The following is a 19,946-nucleotide window of genomic DNA, read 5'->3' on the forward strand; positions in this document are numbered from 1 at the left end:
GCTGCCCCATCACGGTAACTCCGCCTACGCTGGAGCCCGCTTCGGGGGCACGGCACTCAGAGCATGGGGGAACACATGACCGATGACGGCCACAAGCAGAACGGGCACGAGGACGCGCACGGGGAGAACGTGCCCAGCAGGCAGCGCAGGCGCTTCGAGGGGATCTCCTCGCGGGCGTACGAACACCCGGCGGACCGCTCGGCCCTGGTGGCCCTGCGCAAACTCAGCGGCTTCGACACCGTCTTCAGGGCGCTCAGCGGCCTGCTTCCGGAGCGCAGTCTGAGGCTGCTCTTCCTGTCCGACTCGGTGCGCGTCTCGGACGCCCAGTTCGCGCACCTCAACGACATGCTTCGGGACGCCTGTTACATCCTGGACCTGGAGAAGGTCCCGCCGATGTACGTCAACCAGGACCCGCAGCCGAACGCGATGTGCATCGGCCTGGACGAGCCGATCATCGTCGTCACCACCGGCCTGGTGGAGCTGCTGGACGAGGAGGAGATGCGGGCGGTCGTCGGTCACGAGGTGGGCCACGCGCTGTCCGGGCACTCGGTCTACCGGACGATACTGCTGTTCCTGACCGGCCTGGCGCTCCGGGTCGCGTGGATCCCGCTCGGCAACCTCGCGATCATGGCGATCGTGACGGCGCTGCGTGAGTGGTTCCGCAAGTCGGAGCTGTCGGCGGACCGCGCCGGACTCCTGGTCGGCCAGGACCTGCGGGCCTCGATGCGCGGCCTGATGAAGATCGCGGGCGGCAATCACCTGCACGAGATGAACGTGGACGCGTTCCTCGCGCAGGCCGAGGAGTACGAGGCGGGGGGCGACCTGCGCGACTCGGTGCTCAAGATTCTCAACGTGCTGCCGCGCAGCCACCCCTTCACCACCGTGCGCGCCGCCGAGCTGAAGAAGTGGGCCGAGTCCCGCGACTTCCAGCGGATCATGGACGGCCACTACCCGCGGCGCGACGAGGACAAGGACACCTCGGTCACGGACTCCTTCCGCCAGTCGGCGTCCAGCTACGCCTCCGACGTGAAGAACTCCAAGGACCCGCTCATGAAGCTGGTCGGCGACATCGCGGGCGGCGCGGGCGACCTCGGCGGCCGGGTGCGGCGCGGTTTCGGCGGCTTCGCGGGCGGTTCGCCGAGGGACACGAGCGGCTCGCCTAAGGACGCGCCGCCGCGGGACACCGACGAACGCCCCGACGGCGAGCACCCCAACGGCAACGGCTGATCGACGGCAACGGCTGATCAAAAGCGACGGCTGATCAACAGCGGCGGCCCACCGAAGTCGACGGCTGACAGGGGACCGGCCCCGCCACCGCACGGCAGGGACGGGCGCGCGCTCAGACCTTCGGCTGCGCGCTCGTCGCCAGCGATCCGCACAGCGCCGTGGCGCTGCCGGTCGCGTACGGGTCCGTACCGGCCGGGCCGCCCGCCTTCGCCGTCTGTCCCGCGAGCAGCGGGCGCAGCTGGTTGACCGAGTCCTCGGCGCAGGCGAGCGGTCCGGCCTGGACGTAGGAGACGACCAGTTCGGTCTGGTGCATGCGCAGGTCGTCGCGGTCGAAGCGGAAGTGCAGCTCGCGCCGGACGGTGAACAGCGAGGCGTCCGCCCGCTCGTTAGCGCCCGCCGGCTTGAGCGCGTACACGAAGGTGTGGTCGGCGATGATCTCCAGGGTGTTCGAGTCGAACTCGGCGGCCTGGAGGGAGCCCTGCACGCGGATCTTCGGGTCGGCGAGCGCGACCCGGGTCGCGTCGAAGCGGACCAGCCAGCCGGTGGGGGCGTGCCGTCCGTCGGCGGTGGGCCGGGCGAAGCTCTGGTCGAACTGGTCGAGCTGCTGCGGGTCGAGCAGGATCCGTACGGGTCTGGTGGCGGTGCCCGTGAGTACCTGCGGGTCCAGGGAGGACTCGACGAGGTAGTCCTTGGCGGTCGTCAGGGCGGTGACGACCTGGCTGTCGGAGAAGTGCGCGGTGCGCCGTGAGGCGGGCAGCGTGATGCCCTCGGCACCGACGCGGAACTGGGCGGCGGGACTGTTCGCGTACAGGTCCTCGGGGCTCGCGGCGCCGGGCACGGCGCTCTGCGGTGCCAGCGGGATCACCGTCATCCGCAGCGGCTCGGGCGGCTGGGCGACGGGAGTCTGGTACGGGTGTCGTACGCCCATGTAGATGGCGGTGCCGAAGGCGACGGCGATCAGCAGGACCAGGATCAGTGCCTGCCGGGAGAGTCCGCGGTGGATGGGCTGACGGCGGCGTACGGCCGGGGCGTGGTCGGCGATGCGCTCCTGCGCCGAGAACTCCTGGAGGCGGGCAGCGCGGACGAACGACTCGTCGAAGACGACGGATCGGTACTCGTCCTCCCCACCCGCGGGAGCCCCCTCGGGGCTCCCCTCAGGTGGGTCTCCAGGCCCGCCCATACCTTCAGAGTAGGTCTCAGGAGCCTCAGGTAAACGCGCCGCTGCACCACAAGTTCTGACAGGTTCTCACCGGAGGCGCCGCGGCGTTCGGCCCGGATTCGCCACGGCTTCGGCTCGGGCTCGGCCCGGGTTCGCCCCAGGGCCGACCCGGTGATCACGCCGTGTCGATCACGGTGTGCGGGGCACCGCCGAGACCGCCGGCTGGGAGTAGTCGGCCGAGGCGGAGGGGCTGCTGCCGGTGAGCTTGTCCAGGCCCTGTTCGAGGCCTGTCGAGGCGGGCGCGGGGACCTGCTCCTGGCGGTTGTTCGAGGACGCTCCCCGGTAGACCGCGGTGAAGGCCAGCGCGACCATGCCGATGCCCATCACGAGGGCGAGCATCCAGGCGACGGGGCGCTGCCAGCGGGTGTGCTTCCCGTACGCCCGGCCGTACGTGCCCGGCGCGCCGTAGCGCCGTTCCAGCACCTCGGTGTCGTCCAGGTCGCTCAGATCGGCGTCATGGCCGAATTCACCGCGCCCGTCGGGACCGAACCCGTCCTCGTAGCGCTCGTCGTCGCCGCGTGCGCCCCGGGTGCGTGCCCGGCGCGCCTCGGCCTCGGAGGCTTCCGCGCGGGCCTGGGCGGCGGCCAGCAGCCGCTCCACGGCTGTCGGCTCGTGGATCGCGGCAGCCCGTACGAAGTCCTCGTCGAAGACCACGGAGGCGAACTCTTCGTCCGCACCCCCGCGGTCGCGGTCGTCGTCGGGCTCCCAGCCGTCGGGAAACGGCGAGCCCCCCACGTCCTCCGGCACGGATCCAGAGTAGACCTGGGGGGTCAATTTGGGCAGACGGTATGGAAATTCATCCACCTGGCGAGACGCGTCTCACGCGCCCCCGCTCAGCGCCGGACGTGCCCGTCCCCCGTGACGATGTACTTGGTGCTCGTCAGCTCCGGCAGCCCCATCGGCCCCCGTGCGTGCAGCTTCTGGGTGGAGATGCCGATCTCGGCGCCGAAGCCGAACTGGCCGCCGTCCGTGAAGCGGGTCGAGGCGTTGACGGCGACCGTCGTGGAGTCGACCAACTGGGTGAACCGGCGGGCCGCCTGCTGCGAACCGGTGACGATCGCCTCGGTGTGACCGGAGCTCCACAGCCGGATGTGCGTCACCGCCCGGTCGAGCGAGTCGACGACGGCCGCGGCGATGTCGTACGACAGGTACTCGGTGTCCCAGTCCTCGGCCGTGGCCTCCACCACGGTGGCCTTCGAGCCCTTGGCGTAGGCGAGGACCCGCTCGTCGGCGTGCACGGTCACCCCGGCGTCCGCGAGGGCGTCCAGGGCCCGCGGCAGGAACTCCGGGGCGATGTCCTGGTGGACCAGGAGCGTCTCGGCGGAGTTGCACACGCTGGGCCGCTGGGCCTTGGAGTTGATCAGGATGTCGATCGCCATGTCGAGGTCGGCGTGCGCGTCGACGTACACATGGCAGTTGCCGGTGCCGGTCTCGATGACGGGGACGGTCGACTCCTGGACGACCGTGCGGATCAGCGAGGCGCCGCCGCGCGGGATGAGGACGTCGACCAGGCCGCGTGCGCGCATCAGCTCGCGGACCGACTCGCGGCCCTCTCCGGGCACGAGCTGGATGACGTCGGCGGGCAGCCCGGCGCCGCCGACGGCGTCGCGCAGGACGCGCACCAGGGCGGTGTTCGACTCGAACGCCGAGGACGAGCCGCGCAGCAGTACGGCGTTGCCGGACTTCAGGCAGAGGGCGGCCGCGTCGACCGTCACGTTCGGGCGGGCCTCGTAGATGATGCCGACGACGCCGAGCGGGACGCGGACCTGGCGCAGGTCGATGCCGTTCGGCAGGGTCGAGCCGCGGACGACCTCGCCGACCGGGTCGGGCAGCGCCACGACGTCACGTACGTCCGAGGCGATCGCGCGCACGCGCTCGGGTGTGAGGGTGAGCCGGTCGATCACGGTCTCGCTGGTGCCGGCCTCGCGGGCACGCGCGATGTCCTTGGCGTTGGCCGCGACGATCTCGCTCGTACGGACCTCGAGGGCGTCCGCGATCGCGAGCAGCGCGTCGTCCTTCTCGGCCCGCGGCAGCGGCGCGAGGTCGGCGGCGGCGGACTTCGCGCGGTAGGCGGCCTGGGTGACCGGGGACATCGAGTCGTACGGCGAAAGCGTGGTCATGTCGGCAGCGTAATGCTCCGAACGGATGTGTTCAGCCGTTGTCCCAAACCCCGAGACACACGATGAAGATGACTCAAAAGGGGTGAACGCCGACAGGGGTGGCCGGCAGCGGACCGTACCCCTCCGCGATCCGCTGGTGGTAGGTCTCGCGGTCGATGACCTCAAGGCCGACGATCTCCCAGGGCGGGAGCTTGGCGGTCTGCCGGTGCTCGCCCCACAGGCGCAGCGCGACGGCCGCCGCGTCGTGCAGGTCGCGGGCCTCTTCCCAGTAGCGGATCTCGGCGTGGTCGTTGGCGTACCGGCTGGTCAGCAGGAAGGGATGGTCGTGGGCGAGCTGTTCGAGACCGCGCCTGACCTCCTTCAGCGGTGCCTCGTCGCCGGAGACGCTCAGCGTGACATGCCACAGCCGGGGCTGGTCCGCCGGCTTCTCGCTCTCGAACGTGTCTCCGGCCGCGACGCTCGTCAGCGCCCTTTCCTCACCCACCGCTCGGGAGGCGGCACCACCGCGGGACGCCGCCGCCCCAGGGCGCACTCGTCTCACGACGGCCTCCTTCACGCAATGGTGTACGGAATATCGGGGGTCTCCCTGCAACAAAGTTGAGCAGGTGGGAGGCCGTCGCGTGGCGGTTTTACGGAACGTCCCCCGGCGGAGGACGGGCTTTCGGACGTTTATGGGACATCTACCCGGCAAACGCACGTGCCTGTGCACGGGGTGTCCGCACGTGCGGGGTGGCGGAACGCCGAGGTGGTGGACCCCCCGCCGGGGCCTTGGAACCCCAGGGGCCTCGGAATCCCAGGCGGTGGAACGCCCTACCGGTGGAGAAGGACGAGCGCGTCCCGGTGGACGACCTCGCGCTCGTACGCCGGTCCCAGCTCCCGTGCCAGTTCCCTGGTCGAGCGTCCGATGAGCTGGGGGATCTCCTTGGCGTCGAAGTTGACGATCCCCCGTGCGACCGCCCGGCCGGTGCCGTCACGCAGCTCCACCGGGTCACCGGCGGTGAACTCGCCCTCGACGGACGCGATCCCCGCGGGCAGCAGCGAGGTGCGGCGCTCGACGACCGCGCGCACCGCCCCGTCGTCCAGGGTGAGCGCGCCCCGCGGGGTCGAGGCGTGCTGGAGCCAGAGCAGCCGGTCGGCGGAGCGGCGTCCGGTGGGGTGGAAGTACGTGCCGGTGTCCCGGCCCGCGAGGGCGTCGGCGGCGTGCACGGCGCTGGTCAGGACGACGGGAATGCCCGCGCCTGTCGCGATCCGGGCCGCCTCGACCTTGGTGACCATGCCGCCGGTGCCGACGCCGGCCTTGCCCGCGCTGCCGATGTCGATGCCGTCGAGATCGGCGGGCCCGCGCACTTCCGCGATCCGCGACGTGCCGGGTTTGCCGGGGTCGCCGTCGTACACACCGTCCACGTCGGAGAGCAGGACGAGCAGGTCGGCCCGTACGAGGTGGGCGACCAGCGCGGCGAGCCGGTCGTTGTCGCCGAAGCGGATCTCGTCCGTGGCGACGGTGTCGTTCTCGTTGACGACGGGCAGGGCGCCCATCGCGAGGAGCTTGTCGAGGGTGCGGGAGGCGTTGCGGTGGTGGGCGCGGCGGCTGGTGTCGTCGGAGGTGAGGAGCACCTGGCCGACGCGGAGACCGTGGCGGGCGCAGGAGGCGGTGTAGCGGGCGACCAGGAGGCCCTGGCCGACGCTGGCGGCCGCCTGCTGCCGGGCGAGGTCCTTGGGGCGGCGGCGCAGCCCCAGCGGCGCGAGTCCGGCGGCGATGGCGCCGGAGGAGACGAGGACGACTTCCCGCTCACCGCCGCCGCGCACCTTGGCGAGTACGTCGACGAGGGCGTCCACCCGGTCCGCGTCGAGGCCGCCCGCGGCGGTGGTCAGTGACGAGGACCCCACCTTGACGACGATCCGGTGAGCCTGCGCCACGGCCTGCCTTGCCCCTGCCACCTGCGTGCGTCCCCTCGCGTTCGGTACGGCTGCCCCGCCCGGCAATCTACGCGAAGGGGACCGGGCGTCGCGCCGCGGTCCACTTCCCGGACAGGCACCCAGGCGCCTTCGTCCAGCTGTCCGATCGGGCGTGGGTCCCGCCGGACGAAGGGGCCCGGCTTCCGTCGGACCTGGGCAGACGCCCACCGAAAGGGCCCGGCTCCCGGGAGAAGTCCTCGGAGCCGGGCCCTGGAGCGGACCGATCGGACGGACCGGCCGGATCAGCCGGTGGCCGCGACCAGCCATCGACCCGATCAGCCGTTCACCGCCCGCCCGTCCGCCCGTCCGCCTCATCGGCAGCCGCCCGGCCGGGCAGCGCACCGGCCAGGTCCGCGGCGGTGGCCGCCGCGTCCGGGGCGTCGGCGTCCGGGGCCGGTGCGCCGGGAGCCGGGGTCTCCGTGGCCGAAGTGCCGTTCTCCTGGCCGAGGTTGCGCGTCTCGGCCTTCCGGGCCAGTTCCCGCACGGCGGAGTTGAACTGCTCGATGGAGGTGGGCTCGTCGGGACCGAGCAGGTACCGCTTCAGCTCCTGGCGTTCGGGGGCCTGCGCGTCGGCCGCCGGGTTACGCACCGCGGTGAGCAACTCGGTCAGCTCGGCGGCGGAGTTGGACAGGATCACGGCGGCGCGCACCGCGGTGTTCTGCCGCTTGAACTCCTCGGCCCCGAGCTCGGCGGAGTCCGTGACGGCGTAGGGCTTGCCGCTGGCGATGAAGTCGGAGACCACGCTGGAGATGTCGGAGACCATCGCGTCGGAGACGTTGAAGCAGTCGTACAGGCGCGGCTCGGAGCCCATGATGACGCGGTGCTCCCAGGTTCCGGCGGAACGCCAGTACGCGTCGTTCCACTCGGCCCGCAGCCGCAGGATCTCGGCGTGCTCCGCCGGGTCGGTCATGCCGTCGCGGGTGGCCTCGGCCTCGTCGCCCGCCACCGCGCCGCCGGTCAGCTCGGCGATACGGGCCTCGATGCCGGTCAGCTCGGCCTGGGCCGAGATCCGGTCCGCGGCGTCGGCGGCGAAGCGCGGGTCCGCGCCGCGCTCGGCGGCAGCCTTGACGATGAGCGCGACGATCGCCTCGTGCGCGGTCTTGGCCTGCGCGCTGACCGTGCCGGTGAAGGGGTGCGGCTTGTAGAGGACCCGGACCGGCGGGTCGGCGGCGAGCAGGTTCCGCACGATGTTCTTGCCCGCGAGCACCAGGGAGGTGTTGCCGGGGTTGCCGTCCCAGCCCTCCCAGGTGGGCGCGTACAGGACCGTCGGGATGCCGCCGTCGGCGGATCCGCCGGCGGACCCCTCCGAACCGCCCCGCCAGGTCTGGATGGGCGCCAGCTGCGGGCGGCCGACCTCGACGATGTCCTCGTCGCGGACGCCGACGCCGGCGATGGAGTAGCGGTCTCGGCCCGCGCGGCCGGCGGTCCACACCTCGTCGTAGGCCTTGCTGAAGGGGTTGACGCTGGCGAGCTTGTCGCTGTCGCCGTGGCCGATGAAGACGTGCTTCATGGTCGGGACCCGCAGCAGGTGGATGTTCTTGCCGACGTTCGCCGCGTACAGCGCGACCCGCACGGTCGACAGGTCCATGTTCATCAGGTGCACCCCTCCGGGCACACAGACGACCGGCACCGTGGTGGGCGCCATCAGCTCCAGGATGACGCGCTCGCGGAGGATGATCAGCGGCCGGGTGTCCAGCTGCTCCATCGTCTCCAGCCACATGTTGACCTGGTACGCCGAGTCCTTGGAGCCGGAGAAGTAGAGCACCGTCTCCGGGCGGTGGTCACGCAGCCAGCCGTCGAACGCGGCCAGGACCTTGTCGGCGTTCGGCGGGATCTTCTTCCCGCGGACGTACGGGACGAGTACGACGACGTAGACGAAGGCCAGCGTGAGGGTGACGCCGATGCCGACGAAGCCGTACCCGGGCGAGTCCGTCGCGGCGGTGACGAGCACGCCGACGACGGCGGCCAGGTCGAGGTGGAGCATCTTCTCGGCGGACCGGTTGAGCAGGCCGGGCGGCGGCGCGTCGGGGATGCGGATGCGCGAGCCGAGGTCGATGTTGCGGGTGGCGACGGGCATCTTGCGGCGCAGCCGGATCAGCGTGATCAGCGCGCCGTGCGGGGCCTGGAAGCCGTAGAAGGTCAGGAAGCAGGCGATCGCCGCGTAGAAGACCATGCTGTCGGACAGGTCCAGGCGTGCCAGGAGCAGCACCAGGAGCAGCTGGCGGATCAGGAACCTGATGGACAGGCCGGCCCGCACCTTGCCGAGGCGGTTGATCAGGTAGCTGCCGCGCCGGTGCAGATAGTGGTCCGCCAGATAGGTCACGGCGGCCGCGGCCGCGAAGGCGGGGACGCTCGGCAGCAGCGCGGCGAGCATGAGGCAGGGGAAGCCCAGCATCATGAGGGCCGCCGCGGCCAGCTCGGCCGCGCTGCCCACCCGGGCAACGCGAATAGCGGTCGTTATCACGGAGAAACCTGCTCTTGGTGGTGAGTGCGGGTTTATTGCCAGAAAGAAGAATAATGAGAGTAAAGAGATATCTGGAGTTCTACGGATTCAGGCCTCTGCGAATGCGCGGATAACACGCAACGCAGAGGCCTGAATTCAAGAAGAGCCGCTGAACGATTATGCCACGCCGTCCTGACGGTCAAGAACGCCGGCCAGCGCCGCCTCGAAACCGGAGGCCCTTCCGGCCTCGGCCGTCGGGTCCTGCTGGCGGACGTCGATGACGTGCCCGGTCAGTTCGGAGAGCAGCACGTCCAGCGAGGTGCGCGCGACGGACTCGGAGGAGAGCAGCGAGCCCGTGGGCTCCTGGCCGAAGGCCTTGGTCCGCATGGGGGTCGCGGTGCGCTCGGGGTTGATGCAGTTGACGCGGACGCCGTCACCGGCCCACTCGTCGGACAGCGCCTGGGTGAGGTTGACCATGGCGGCCTTGGTCGAGGAGTAGAGGCTGTACTCGGCGCGGCCCCGGGTGTAGCTGCTGGACGTGTAGAGGAGCAGCTGGCCCTTGGTCTCGGCGAGGTACTTGTAGGAGGAGCGGGCGATCTGCACCGGCGCCAGGTAGTTGACCTTCAGCGCTTCCTCGATGGTCGCGTTGTCCGTCTCGGCGAGCTTGCCGATGCGCAGGACGCCCGCGGTGTTGATGACGTAGTCGATGCGCCCGGTCTCCGCGTACGCCGTGGACAGCGCGTCGTCGACCTCCTCCGGGTTCTCGACGTGCGTGCCGGTGGTCGAGCGGCCCAGCGCGTACGTCCTGGCGCCGTAGCCCTCGGCGATCTCGGCGATGTCCTTGCCGATGCCGTACGAGCCGCCGAAGACCACGACGGTCTTGCCGGTGAGCAGCTCGCGGTAGGCGGCCTCGTCGGCCTGCTCGGGCGCGGCCGTGGAGGCGAGCTGGAAGAGCTTGTCGGCGATGAAGACGTCGACGGGCTGGGTGACCTTCATGTTGTACTCGTCGCCCGCGACGACGTGGATCGGCACGTCCGGCAGGTACTTGAGCACGACGCTGCAGTCGTCGGTGGCCTGGAAGTTGGGGTCGGTGGCGGCGACCTCGTAGGCGCGGCGGATGGTGGAGAGCTTGAACGCCTGGGGCGTCTGGCCGCGGCGCAGCCGGGAGCGGTCCGGGATCTCGGTGATGAACTCGCCGTCCTCGCCGTGCGTGCGGGTCACGATGATCGTGTCCGCGGACGGGATGGCGACGTCGACGGCCTGATAGCGCTCCAGGGCCGCGACGCAGTCGTCTATGACACGCTCGGACAGCAGCGGGCGCACGGCGTCGTGGAAGAGGACGTTGGCGTCCTCGCCCTCGGCCAGGCCCTCGCCGAGGGCCGCGATGGCACGCTCGGTGGTCTCGTTCCGCGTCGAACCGCCCTCGAGGATCCTCGTCACCTTGGCGAAGCCCGCCTTCGCGACGATCTTCTCCAGGTCCGGCACATAGCCCGGCGCCATCAGCACGATGATGTCGTCGATCGAACCGGCCTTCTCGAAGGTGGCCAGGGTGTGCTCGATGACCGCCTTGCCGGCGATCTTCAGCAACTGCTTCGGAATCGACAGACCCACGCGCTGGCCGGTCCCACCAGCGAGGATCACTGCGGTGGTACGGGGCTTGGCATTGTGCTCAGACACAGGCGACCTACCTTGGGGCAACAGGGAACGTTTGAATGGTCCCACTTTCGGTTACCGACGTGCAAGGTGAGCGATGTCTGTTGCATATGTGCACGCAACCGATTATTCACCTTGCACGCAGGCGTCCTTCGAGTGCCGGAACCGTATTGTCCGGATTTGCTGTGAGTAACTGCACAGGTTTTACCTGCGTCCTTCACACGGGTGCCGAACGCCCGCCCTTCGCCCTCAGGCCCGCCCGAGCCGTTTGAGGACCCGGTGGCCCAGTACGCGTACCAGCTCCCTCGACGGGGTCTGGTGCACCGACCGCACCGCGGCCGGGCGCGCGGGCGCGGCGGCCGCGACGGCGAGCACCCCGTAGAGCGCCTGCGCCGCCACCTCGGGATCGATCCGCACGGGCACCGGTTCCGCGCTCCCCCGCCTGTCCGGCAGGGCGTTTTCCGAATCCGGTACGAGGTTTTCCGTGGCGGGCTTTTCCCCGGCCGGTCCAGGCTTTCGTGGGGCCGGTACGGCGGACAGCAGCGCCGGGTCACCGAGAACCCGTACGCCCATGGCCGCTATCCGCTCGGACATTTCCGCGCCGATGCCCGCGGCCGCCTCAAGGGCCCATTCGGGAGTGGTGATCCGGGCGTCTCCCGGAGCGGGCCGGCAGGTGTTCTTCATATGCATGACCGCGCCGCCGCGCACGAGCTTGGAATACAGCTCGTCGGGCAGTCCGTTTCCGCGGAATTCCTTGTTCAGTTTCCGGAGCATCTCGGTCTCGGCCAGCGTGAGGGACCGGTTGGCGGTGTCCGGCGCCGGGACCAGGAGACCGGCCGGCAGACCGAGCAGGGACTCGAACGTGCGCATCAGGCCGCCACGGTCGCCGTCGTCGACCACCACGACGGTGAGGTTCTCGGCGCCCACGACCCGCACCCAGCGTTCGACCAGCCGGTCATGGCGGTGCCGGCGCCAGAAGCTCGGGTTGGGCTTCTCGTAGGGGGCCTTGCGCAGCATGTGGGTGAGCCAGTCCTCGTAGCCCATGCGCAGCCCGTTCTGTACGTACTGCTGCCACTGCGAGGGCATGATCTTCGCCAGCGGGCGCAGGGTGACCAGCACGTGTACGCGGTCGCCGCCCAGGTCGTCGACGATTCGCGCGATGGTCTCGTCGTCCTGGGCGTCGGCGAAGAACTCGCTGCTGACCACCGAGGTGCGCTTCCCGGTGGCGCGTACCCGCTCCACCAGCCGATGCCAGTGCCCCTCGGTGGGCCGGGTGTCGCCGATCATGCCGGGCCGGGCGCAGACCGCGAGCGCCGCCTCCATGGGGTGTCTGCTGTGCGCCGGGAAGTCGGCACCGTGGGCGGCCATCGCGTCCTTCGCCGCGAACAGCGCGCTCTGGATCGAGGTGGTGCCGGTCTTGTGCGGACCTATGTGCAGCAGCCGGGTGCCCACCGGAAGGGGGGCCGGCGCGGCGGTGCGCGGGGCGGCGCCCGCCGTCATGTCGGGGGTCACGTCAGGTGTCGAACAGTCGATCTCCATGGTAAGGGGACGTTAAGAGGAGATGCTGAGGACAAGCTGAGAATGCCCTGGGACTCAGGTGAGTCCCAGGGCATCCGTGGGTTCGTACGGGTGAGGACTGGTCGCAGGAGTGACGACAGGGCCTAGAAGGGCTTGAAGTCGTCGTACTCCTTATCCGACTCGTCCCGCTCCGCCTGCTTGTCGCGGCGGCGCTGTTCGGCGGGCCGCGGCGCTTCGAGACGGTGGTCCTCGCCGCGGCGGCCGAGCATCTCCGCGCCGGCCATGACCGTGGGCTCCCAGTCGAAGACGACCGCGTTCTCCTCGGGGCCGATGGCGACGCCGTCGCCGGAGCGGGCGCCCGCCTTCATCAGTTCGGTCTCGACGCCGAGGCGGCTGAGCCGGTCGGCGAGGTAGCCGACGGCCTCGTCGTTGCTGAAGTCGGTCTGGCGGACCCAGCGTTCGGGCTTCTCGCCGCGGACGCGGTAGAGGCCGTCCTCCTCGCGGACCACGGTGAAGCCGGCGTCGTCGACGGCCTTCGGACGGATGACGACGCGGGTCGCCTCCTCCGTCGGCTTGGCGGCGCGGGCCTTGCCGACGGTCTCCGCGAGGGCGAAGGACAGCTCCTTGAGGCCCGTGTGCGCGACCGCCGACACCTCGAAGACGCGGTAGCCGCGCGACTCCAGCTCGGGCCGCACCATCTCGGCGAGGTCCTTGCCGTCCGGTACGTCGATCTTGTTGAGGACGACCATGCGCGGGCGGTCGCCGAGGCCGCCGTACTGCTTCAGCTCCTCCTCGATGATGTCGAGGTCGGAGACGGGGTCGCGCTCGGACTCCAGGGTCGCCGTGTCCAGGACGTGCACCAGCACGCTGCACCGCTCGACGTGCCGCAGGAACTCCAGGCCGAGGCCCTTGCCCTGGCTGGCGCCGGGGATGAGGCCGGGCACGTCGGCGATCGTGTAGACGGTCGAACCGGCCGTCACCACACCGAGGTTGGGGACCAGGGTCGTGAAGGGGTAGTCCGCGATCTTCGGCTTGGCGGCGCTCAGCACCGAGATCAGCGAGGACTTGCCCGCGCTCGGGTAGCCGACGAGAGCCACGTCCGCGACGGTCTTCAGCTCAAGGACGATGTCCTGGAGGCCACCGGGCACACCGAGCAGCGCGAAGCCGGGCGCCTTGCGGCGGGCCGAGGACAGTGCCGCGTTGCCGAGGCCACCGCGACCGCCCTCCGCGGCGACGTACGTCGTGCCCTGGCCGACCAGGTCCGCGAGCACGTTGCCCGCCTTGTCCTGGATCACCGTGCCGTCCGGCACCGGCAGGATCAGGTCCTGCCCGTCCTTGCCGGAGCGGTTGCCGCCCTCGCCGGGCTTGCCGCTGGTCGCCTTGCGGTGCGGGGAGTGGTGGTAGTCGAGCAGCGTGGTCACGGACTGGTCGACGACCAGGATCACGTCACCGCCCCGGCCGCCGTTGCCGCCGTCCGGGCCGCCGAGCGGCTTGAACTTCTCCCGGTGCACGGAGGCACAGCCGTGGCCTCCGCTACCCGCGGCGACATGCAGCTCGACGCGGTCCACGAAGGTGGTCATGGGATGTGCCTCCAGTTACGTACGGAAAGTCTTTCGGATGCGGGGCCCTTCCCAGGGCCACATCCATTGAGAACACGCGAAAGGCGGACCCGCTTCCCGTGGGGGAAGTGAGGTCCGCCTCGCGAAAAGTACCGGTCAGGCGACCGGAACGATGTTCACGACCTTGCGGCCGCGGTGGGTACCGAACTCCACCGCACCGGCGTCAAGGGCGAACAGCGTGTCGTCCTTGCCACGGCCGACGCCGTTGCCCGGGTGGAAGTGGGTGCCGCGCTGGCGGACCAGGATCTCACCGGCGTTGACGACCTGACCGCCGAAGCGCTTCACGCCGAGCCGCTGAGCATTGGAGTCGCGACCGTTCCGAGTGGACGATGCGCCCTTCTTGTGTGCCATCTCTCCTCAGTCCCTTACTTCGCAGCCGCGGGGATCTCAGTGACCTTGATCGCCGTGTACTGCTGGCGGTGGCCCTGACGACGGCGGTAACCGGTCTTGTTCTTGTAGCGAAGGATGTCGATCTTGACGCCCTTGTGGTGGTCCACGATCTCGGCCTGGACCTTGATGCCGGCGAGGACCCAGGGGTCGCTGGTGACGGCTTCGCCGTCGACAACGAGCAGCGTAGAGAGCTCTACGGTGTCGCCAACCTTGGCAGTGGAAATCTTGTCAACCTCAACGATGTCGCCGACAGCAACCTTGTGCTGGCGACCACCGCTGCGCACGATGGCGTACACGCGGATCTCTCTTTCACTCGGGACCGGACCCCTGACGCCAGCCGCTCACACGGACCCGAGGGCCCGATGATCCGGATTCGGACGAGCGGCCTCCCCTGTTCGAGGAACAGGAGGTGGGGTGCTCAGGGATGGGTGTGCACAGAGACACACCGAGGGTCAAGGTTACGGGGCACTCCAGGCACGGTCAAACCGGGCCCGTCCGCCCCGCCGGAGCGGCGGTCACGCGCCTCCGAAAGCTCGCCTTTGTACCCGAAACCCCTGCCGATACCCTGTGACTCCAGCCATACACGTCACGGCCACCCGCCCGACACACGATGGCCACCCCTCAGGGCGTCCGACAGGAGACAGGTACCAGTACATGCCGACCAAGGTGAGCGTCATCATCCCGGTCTACAACCCCGGGAAGTACATCAAGCCGTGCATCGACTCACTGTTGAGGCAGAGCCTGCCCGCCGACGAGTTCGAGGTTCTCTTCGTCGACGACGGCTCGACCGACGAGACCCCTGCCGAACTGGACGCCCTCGCCGAGAAGCACCCGCACTTCCGGGTCATCCACATACCGAATTCGGGCTGGCCCGGCAAACCCCGGAACATCGGCGTGAGCGAGGCCGCGGGAGAGTACGTCCAGTTCCTCGACCAGGACGACTACCTCGCCTCCGACGCCCTGCGCCGGATGTACGACATGGGGCACCGCAACGGCTCCGACATCGTCATCGGCAAGGTGGCCAGCAACTTCCGCGGGGTCCCGCACGGCGTCTTCCGCCAGGACCGGGAGAAGTGCACCCTCCAGGACGCGCCGCTCTACGACAGCCTCACGCCGCACAAGATGTTCCGCACCGAGTTCCTCCGCGAGAACAAGATCGCCTACCCCGAGGGAAAGCGGCGCCTGGAGGACCAGCTGTACATGATGGAGGCGTACTTCCCCGCCAAGGTCGTCTCCATCCTCGGCAGTTACACCTGCTACTACTACTCCAAGCGCGACGACGGGAACAACGCGGGCTCCGCGAAGATCGTCCCCTCCGGCTACTACGGGAACCTCCGCGAGGTCCTCGACGTCGTGGTCGCCAACACCGAGCCCGGCAGCTTCCGGGACATGCTGCTCCGCCGCTTCTACCGGGTCGAGATGCTCGGCAGGCTGAGCGAGCCCTCCGTACTGAAGTACGACGAGGCCTACCTCGACGAGATGTGCGACGCCATCCAGCCGCTGGCCAAGGACTTCATGGGCGACGGCGTGCACGACGGGCTCGGCGCGCTCACCCGCGTCCGGTCCACGCTGCTGCGCCGCGACGACCGTCAGGGCCTGCTGCGGATCGCCCGCTTCGCCGCCTCCGTCAAGGGCAAAGCCCGCCTGGAGAACGTCGCCTGGCAGCCCGACGGCAGGATGTCCGTGGGCGTCACCGTCCGGCTGACGCACGGCGAGGACGGCGAACCGCTCAAGCTGCTGCGCCGCGACGGCCGGATCTTCCTGCACCCGGAGTTCACCCAGGACCTGCTGGGCGACGGCGAGCTGGTCGACGTCACGGACGAGATGGACGGCTTCAAGGCCGAGATGTCCATGCGCAACCGCGAGACGGCCGTCGAGTGGGCCTGCCCCGCCGAGTACGACGCCACCGTCGAGGATCTGGGCGACGGCGCCTGCGAGGTCGTGCTGCGCGGCACCGGCAGGGTCAACCCTCAGGGCGGCAAGGGCCGCGGCCCGGTCTCCCGCGGCTTCTGGGACATCTGGGTGCCGGTCCGCGGCCTCGGTGTGGTCCGCAAGGCCCGGCTCGGCGCCGACCGCGCGGCACACGTCGACGCCGACTGCCTGCCCGCGCTGCTCGGCTCCAAGGTCCGCCCGGTCATCCCGTACTTCACCGACCCGCACGGCAACCTCACCTTCGACGTCGAGCGCCGCGCCAAGAAGATGGCGACCTACCTCGAGGGCCGCCCCGTGCTGCGGATGCCCGGCAACCGCCCGGAACTCCGGCTCGACATCTTCACCCGCGCCGCCGCCGGACCGATGAAGGCCGAGCTGGTCCTGAGCTCCGAGGACGGCCGCACGCACACGCTGTCCACGCAGACCCGCCATGTCGCCGGCCGGGTGCACCTCCCGCTCCCCGAGCGCGCCCCCGCCGCCACGACCGGCGTCTGGAACCTCTCGGTCAGGCTGGACGGCGCCAAGGGCGAGCCCCTGCCGCTCTGCCGCGTGACGGTGGCCGCCAACGGACGGCTGCGGCTCGGCGACGATCTCGCGGTCGTGGACCCCGAGGTCGTGGCGGCGGAGGTCCGCAAGCACCGCAGGTCGGTCCTGCGGCGCGGACTGCGCGCCGTCGGCGGTCCGGTCGTGCGCAGGCTTCCCGGCCCGGCCCGCAAGAAGCTCCGCAAGCTCGCCGCCAAGCTGGTCGGCTGACCGGCCGCACCCACGTACACGCAGTACACGCACCACAGTTGAGGATGTGATCACCATGCGGGAGCTCAGCATCGCGGGCGCCTGGGTGCACGAACCGAAGATATTCCCAGACGATCGCGGGAGCTTCCACGAGTGGTTCAAGGGGGCGGACTTCGCCGAGTCCACCGGCCACGCCCTGAACCTGGCGCAGGCCAACTGCTCGGTCTCCAGTCGCGGCACCCTGCGCGGCGTCCACTTCGCGGACGTACCGCCGAGCCAGGCGAAGTACGTGAAGTGCGTACGCGGCGCGGTGCTCGACGTCATCGTCGACATCCGCACCGGCTCCCCCACGTACAAGCAGTGGGAAGCCGTACGGCTGGACGACGTGGACCACCACTCCGTGTACCTCTCCGAGGGCCTCGGGCACGCCTTCATGGCGCTGACCGACGACGCGACCGTGGTCTACCTCTGCTCCGAGGGGTACGCCCCGCAGCGCGAGCACGGCATCCACCCGCTCGACCCCGAGCTGGGCATCGCCTGGCCGACGGGTCTGACGCCCGTGCTGTCCGAGAAGGACTCCGCGGCGCCGACCCTCGCGGAGGCCGAGGCACAGGGCCTGCTGCCCTCCTACGCGGCCTGCCGGGCGTACGCGGAGCAGTTGCGCGGCTGACAGCGGGAACGCGCCGAGAGCGGGAGGAGGGGCCCCGCGGATCACGTGATCCGCGGGGCCCCTCCTGGTGTCCCGTGTCCGCCGGCTCGGCTCAGCCGCCCAGCGCCGCGATCTTCTGCTGCAGCGGGGCGAGGCCCGAGCGGGAGCGGCGCAGGTTGCGGGCCCGGGTCAGCGCCGGCCAGAAGTCGGCTCCCAGCAGCGCCTCGGGCTGCACGGCGTGCTTGCGCACGAGCACCTCTTCGGGGACCGGCTGCGGGTCCGGGGTGACGTACTCCTTGATGATCTCGTCGTACCGGTCCTTGAGCACGGTGTTGTCCGGGTCGGCCCCGAAGACCACCGCGACACCGGTCGGCGCGGTGTCGACCTCAAGCACCGTCAGGTCGGGGCGGTACTTCCGCAGCACCGTCACCACCTTGTAGACATCGCCCGTCCAGAACTTGGTGTGCCGGTCGCGGGCCGCCTCGTCGACGTCGCGCGGCAGCATGTCGTCGAGCACGATCACGCTCGACCAGCGCGAGTGGCGCTCGACGTTCATGAAGTCGCGCAGCGCGTACTCGAAGAGGTGCATGCCGTCGATGAAGGACAGCTCCAGCTTGGGATCGCCGCCGAGCACCCCCATCGGGTCCTTGCGGGCGAGGGCGCGGAAGGGGTTGCGGCCGCGGCGCAGGTGCACCAGCGGGTCCTTGCGGGCGAAGAAGTCGTCGCTGGTCGACTGGACCAGGTGGACGTCGCAGCTGATCGACGTCACCACCTTGAAGGCGGGGTCGATCGCCACCGACGCGACGCGCGAAAGTGCCAGGCTGCGGCCGTCGTTGACGCCGATCTCCAGGTAATTTCGCGGACGGTAGACGCGGTGCAGTCCACGCAGGAGTTCATGACGGTCCACTGAAACGGCCTTTCGACGGATTCTGGCTGTAGTCGTTGCTCTCGGCGAAGTTACTCATCCGAAGGCTCGGGCGTAACCTTTCTTGGAAGTTCATCGCAAATTTACCCGCGCGCGGGCGGAACGTCCGGGGGTCACAGGACGCCGAAGGCGTACCACCTCTTGCTCGATATCCCCGGTCCGAGGTCGAGGTCGGCCTCCTCGACCACCAGCATCGGGTCGGGCCCGACCCCACCGGGACCGCCGCGCAGCACCCGGACCTCGGCCTCTCCCTCGGCTGCGCCGGCCTTCTCGCCCTCGACGGTGAGCTCGGCCGCCCGGTCGCCGTTCGTGTCCAGCATCCGGGCGGAGCCGCCGGGGACGGCCTGTGCCCCTTCGACCGTGAGCCCGCCGGCGCTCCCTCTCAGCAGGACGACGTGGCCTTTGCCGTCGGCACCGGCCCCGACCGAGAACGCCACATCGGCGTATCCGTCGGCGTGGACGTCTCCGACCGACACGGCGGAGCCGAAGCCGCAGAAGGGGAACGGCCCCTGAACGGGCAGGCCCGCCGTCTTCTCGGTGACGCGCACGGGCTTCAGTTTCGCGCTCTGCCCCGAGGGACCCCCGTAGACGACAGCCACCCGGCTGCCGCCGCGCGGGGGCACGGGCTCGCCGATGATCTCGCAGCTGAGGCCCGCCACGACATCGGCGAAACCGTCCTTGTTCAGGTCCCCCGTCGCCAGAGCACCGAAGAAGTCCATGCCCTGGTCGTCCATCAGGCGCGGGCCCTCGACCAGCTTTCCGCCCGAGGCGCCGCGGTACACGACGGTGGCGCGCGGGACGGGCGTCTCGTCCGCGTAGATGTGGGACCACGTGACCAGGAGGTCGTCCTTGCCGTCCCCGGTGACGTCGCCGGCCGTCGACGGCGTCGCGACGGGGTTCTCCGGGTCGCTCGACGTCAGGTCCAGCGGGACGGTGCGGCGCGGTTCGCCTTCGCGGCCGAACGGACCCAGCAGGACCCGTGCGCTGCTCTCCTCGGTGCCGGTGACGACGAGGTCGTCCTGCCCGTCACCGTCGAAATCGCCCGCGATGGGGGCGGAACCCTCCAGCCGGGCCGCTCCGGAGAGCCCCTCGGCGCTTCCCCAGACGACGAAGACCGTGTTGTTGCCCGCCTGGCTGACGAAGTCGGCCCGCCCGTCACCGTCGAGGTCGGCGGTCGTGCTCCGGCCACCGGCCGCGAAGGCCCCGCCCTCGCCGGCCCTGCCGAGGCCGAGCCCGTTCTGGGTGAGGACCGTCGGCCTCTTCAGCAGCGGGCCCCGCGAGGACCCACGGAGGGCGGCCGCGTATCCGGCGGAGTCCTTTCCGTCGACGGTCGCGGACGAGTCGGCGACGACGAGATCCCCGTACCCGTCGCCGTCGAAGTCCGACGGGACGGCATCCCGGTGCGCCGGTTCCCGCTGGGAGTCCTCCCCGCCCGTCCCGCACCCCGAGAGCAGGAGAACCAGAACGACGCCCGCAATCCACCTTCTCTTCATGCGGACACCGACCATCGAGCCGGGCCATAGGTTGCACGGAAAGCGGCCGGGCCTCGCCCGAAGGCAGGAC

16 protein-coding genes are annotated in these 19,946 nt (G+C 70.3%); 3 read left to right on the top strand and 13 right to left on the bottom strand.

Annotation, left to right across the window (positions count from 1 at the left end; translation table 11 throughout):
• The first annotated feature begins 75 nt into the window (after positions 1–75).
• On the top strand, positions 76–1,227 hold the full coding sequence (locus ACIP79_RS30935) for a M48 family metallopeptidase (protein WP_401228412.1): 1,152 nt from the start codon (positions 76–78) through the stop codon (positions 1,225–1,227).
• A gap of 112 nt (positions 1,228–1,339) precedes the next feature.
• Here ACIP79_RS30935 and ACIP79_RS30940 read toward each other — a convergent pair whose 3' ends face one another.
• From ACIP79_RS30940 to rplU, 11 genes are all read right to left on the bottom strand, one after another.
• Positions 1,340–2,407, bottom strand: a complete 1,068-nt coding sequence (locus ACIP79_RS30940) for a hypothetical protein (protein WP_387187058.1) — start codon at positions 2,405–2,407, stop codon at positions 1,340–1,342.
• 168 nt (positions 2,408–2,575) lie between these two features.
• Entirely contained in the window at positions 2,576–3,220 is a 645-nt protein-coding gene (locus tag ACIP79_RS30945) for a hypothetical protein (protein WP_401228415.1), read from the bottom strand.
• Between the two features lie 59 nt (positions 3,221–3,279).
• Entirely contained in the window at positions 3,280–4,566 is a 1,287-nt protein-coding gene (locus tag ACIP79_RS30950; RefSeq protein ID WP_383682020.1) for a glutamate-5-semialdehyde dehydrogenase, read from the bottom strand.
• Between the two features lie 73 nt (positions 4,567–4,639).
• Positions 4,640–5,098: a hypothetical protein gene (locus ACIP79_RS30955; RefSeq protein WP_401228472.1), complete on the bottom strand. Its 459-nt coding sequence runs from the start codon at positions 5,096–5,098 to the stop codon at positions 4,640–4,642.
• A 278-nt stretch (positions 5,099–5,376) separates the two neighbouring features.
• Positions 5,377–6,483, bottom strand: a complete 1,107-nt coding sequence (gene proB, locus ACIP79_RS30960; protein ID WP_383682018.1) for a glutamate 5-kinase — start codon at positions 6,481–6,483, stop codon at positions 5,377–5,379.
• Between the two features lie 322 nt (positions 6,484–6,805).
• Entirely contained in the window at positions 6,806–8,986 is a 2,181-nt protein-coding gene (locus ACIP79_RS30965) for a hypothetical protein (RefSeq protein WP_401228417.1), read from the bottom strand.
• Positions 8,987–9,142: 156 nt separating this feature from the next.
• A complete protein-coding gene (locus tag ACIP79_RS30970; protein WP_387187055.1) occupies positions 9,143–10,642 on the bottom strand; it encodes an SDR family NAD(P)-dependent oxidoreductase in 1,500 nt (499 codons plus the stop codon).
• 225 nt (positions 10,643–10,867) lie between these two features.
• Positions 10,868–12,157 (bottom strand): hypothetical protein, encoded by a 1,290-nt coding sequence (locus tag ACIP79_RS30975; RefSeq protein WP_401228420.1) that lies wholly within the window; start codon positions 12,155–12,157, stop codon positions 10,868–10,870.
• Positions 12,158–12,279: 122 nt separating this feature from the next.
• Positions 12,280–13,716: a GTPase ObgE gene (obgE, locus tag ACIP79_RS30980; RefSeq protein ID WP_401228422.1), complete on the bottom strand. Its 1,437-nt coding sequence runs from the start codon at positions 13,714–13,716 to the stop codon at positions 12,280–12,282.
• Positions 13,717–13,851: 135 nt separating this feature from the next.
• Complete coding sequence (gene rpmA / locus ACIP79_RS30985; RefSeq protein ID WP_028802588.1) at positions 13,852–14,106, bottom strand: 50S ribosomal protein L27; 255 nt, start codon at positions 14,104–14,106, stop codon at positions 13,852–13,854.
• Positions 14,107–14,120: 14 nt separating this feature from the next.
• Positions 14,121–14,441 (bottom strand): 50S ribosomal protein L21, encoded by a 321-nt coding sequence (gene rplU / locus ACIP79_RS30990; RefSeq protein ID WP_081221565.1) that lies wholly within the window; start codon positions 14,439–14,441, stop codon positions 14,121–14,123.
• A gap of 358 nt (positions 14,442–14,799) precedes the next feature.
• Here rplU and ACIP79_RS30995 point away from each other — a divergent pair, with 358 nt between their 5' ends.
• Both ACIP79_RS30995 and rfbC read left to right on the top strand, forming a co-directional pair.
• Positions 14,800–16,830, top strand: coding sequence for a glycosyltransferase family 2 protein (locus ACIP79_RS30995; protein WP_401228424.1), 2,031 nt, complete (start codon positions 14,800–14,802; stop codon positions 16,828–16,830).
• 55 nt (positions 16,831–16,885) lie between these two features.
• Positions 16,886–17,479 carry a dTDP-4-dehydrorhamnose 3,5-epimerase gene (gene rfbC / locus ACIP79_RS31000; RefSeq protein ID WP_387187052.1) on the top strand — a complete coding sequence of 198 codons (594 nt, stop codon included), beginning with the start codon at positions 16,886–16,888 and terminating at the stop codon, positions 17,477–17,479.
• A 91-nt stretch (positions 17,480–17,570) separates the two neighbouring features.
• Here the strand turns inward: rfbC and ACIP79_RS31005 are convergent, their stop codons facing one another.
• Both ACIP79_RS31005 and ACIP79_RS31010 read right to left on the bottom strand, forming a co-directional pair.
• A complete protein-coding gene (locus ACIP79_RS31005; RefSeq protein WP_387187051.1) occupies positions 17,571–18,365 on the bottom strand; it encodes a class I SAM-dependent methyltransferase in 795 nt (264 codons plus the stop codon).
• Between the two features lie 131 nt (positions 18,366–18,496).
• Positions 18,497–19,876, bottom strand: a complete 1,380-nt coding sequence (locus ACIP79_RS31010; protein WP_401228426.1) for an FG-GAP repeat domain-containing protein — start codon at positions 19,874–19,876, stop codon at positions 18,497–18,499.
• Between the last annotated feature and the right edge of the window lie 70 nt (positions 19,877–19,946).

Origin of the sequence: Streptomyces sp. NPDC088747 (genome assembly GCF_044751025.1) — a bacterium.
Classification (GTDB): Bacteria; Actinomycetota; Actinomycetes; order Streptomycetales; family Streptomycetaceae; genus Streptomyces.

Coding starts and splice junctions, on each gene's coding strand:
- ACIP79_RS31010 (WP_401228426.1), bottom strand. CDS start 19,876: ATGAAGAGAAGGTGGATTGCGGGCGTCGTTCTGGTTCTCCTGCTCTCG.
- ACIP79_RS30995 (WP_401228424.1), top strand. CDS start 14,800: ATGCCGACCAAGGTGAGCGTCATCATCCCGGTCTACAACCCCGGGAAG.
- rpmA (WP_028802588.1), bottom strand. CDS start 14,106: ATGGCACACAAGAAGGGCGCATCGTCCACTCGGAACGGTCGCGACTCC.
- ACIP79_RS30975 (WP_401228420.1), bottom strand. CDS start 12,157: ATGGAGATCGACTGTTCGACACCTGACGTGACCCCCGACATGACGGCG.
- rfbC (WP_387187052.1), top strand. CDS start 16,886: ATGCGGGAGCTCAGCATCGCGGGCGCCTGGGTGCACGAACCGAAGATA.
- obgE (WP_401228422.1), bottom strand. CDS start 13,716: ATGACCACCTTCGTGGACCGCGTCGAGCTGCATGTCGCCGCGGGTAGC.
- ACIP79_RS30940 (WP_387187058.1), bottom strand. CDS start 2,407: ATGGGCGGGCCTGGAGACCCACCTGAGGGGAGCCCCGAGGGGGCTCCC.
- ACIP79_RS30950 (WP_383682020.1), bottom strand. CDS start 4,566: ATGACCACGCTTTCGCCGTACGACTCGATGTCCCCGGTCACCCAGGCC.
- ACIP79_RS30935 (WP_401228412.1), top strand. CDS start 76: ATGACCGATGACGGCCACAAGCAGAACGGGCACGAGGACGCGCACGGG.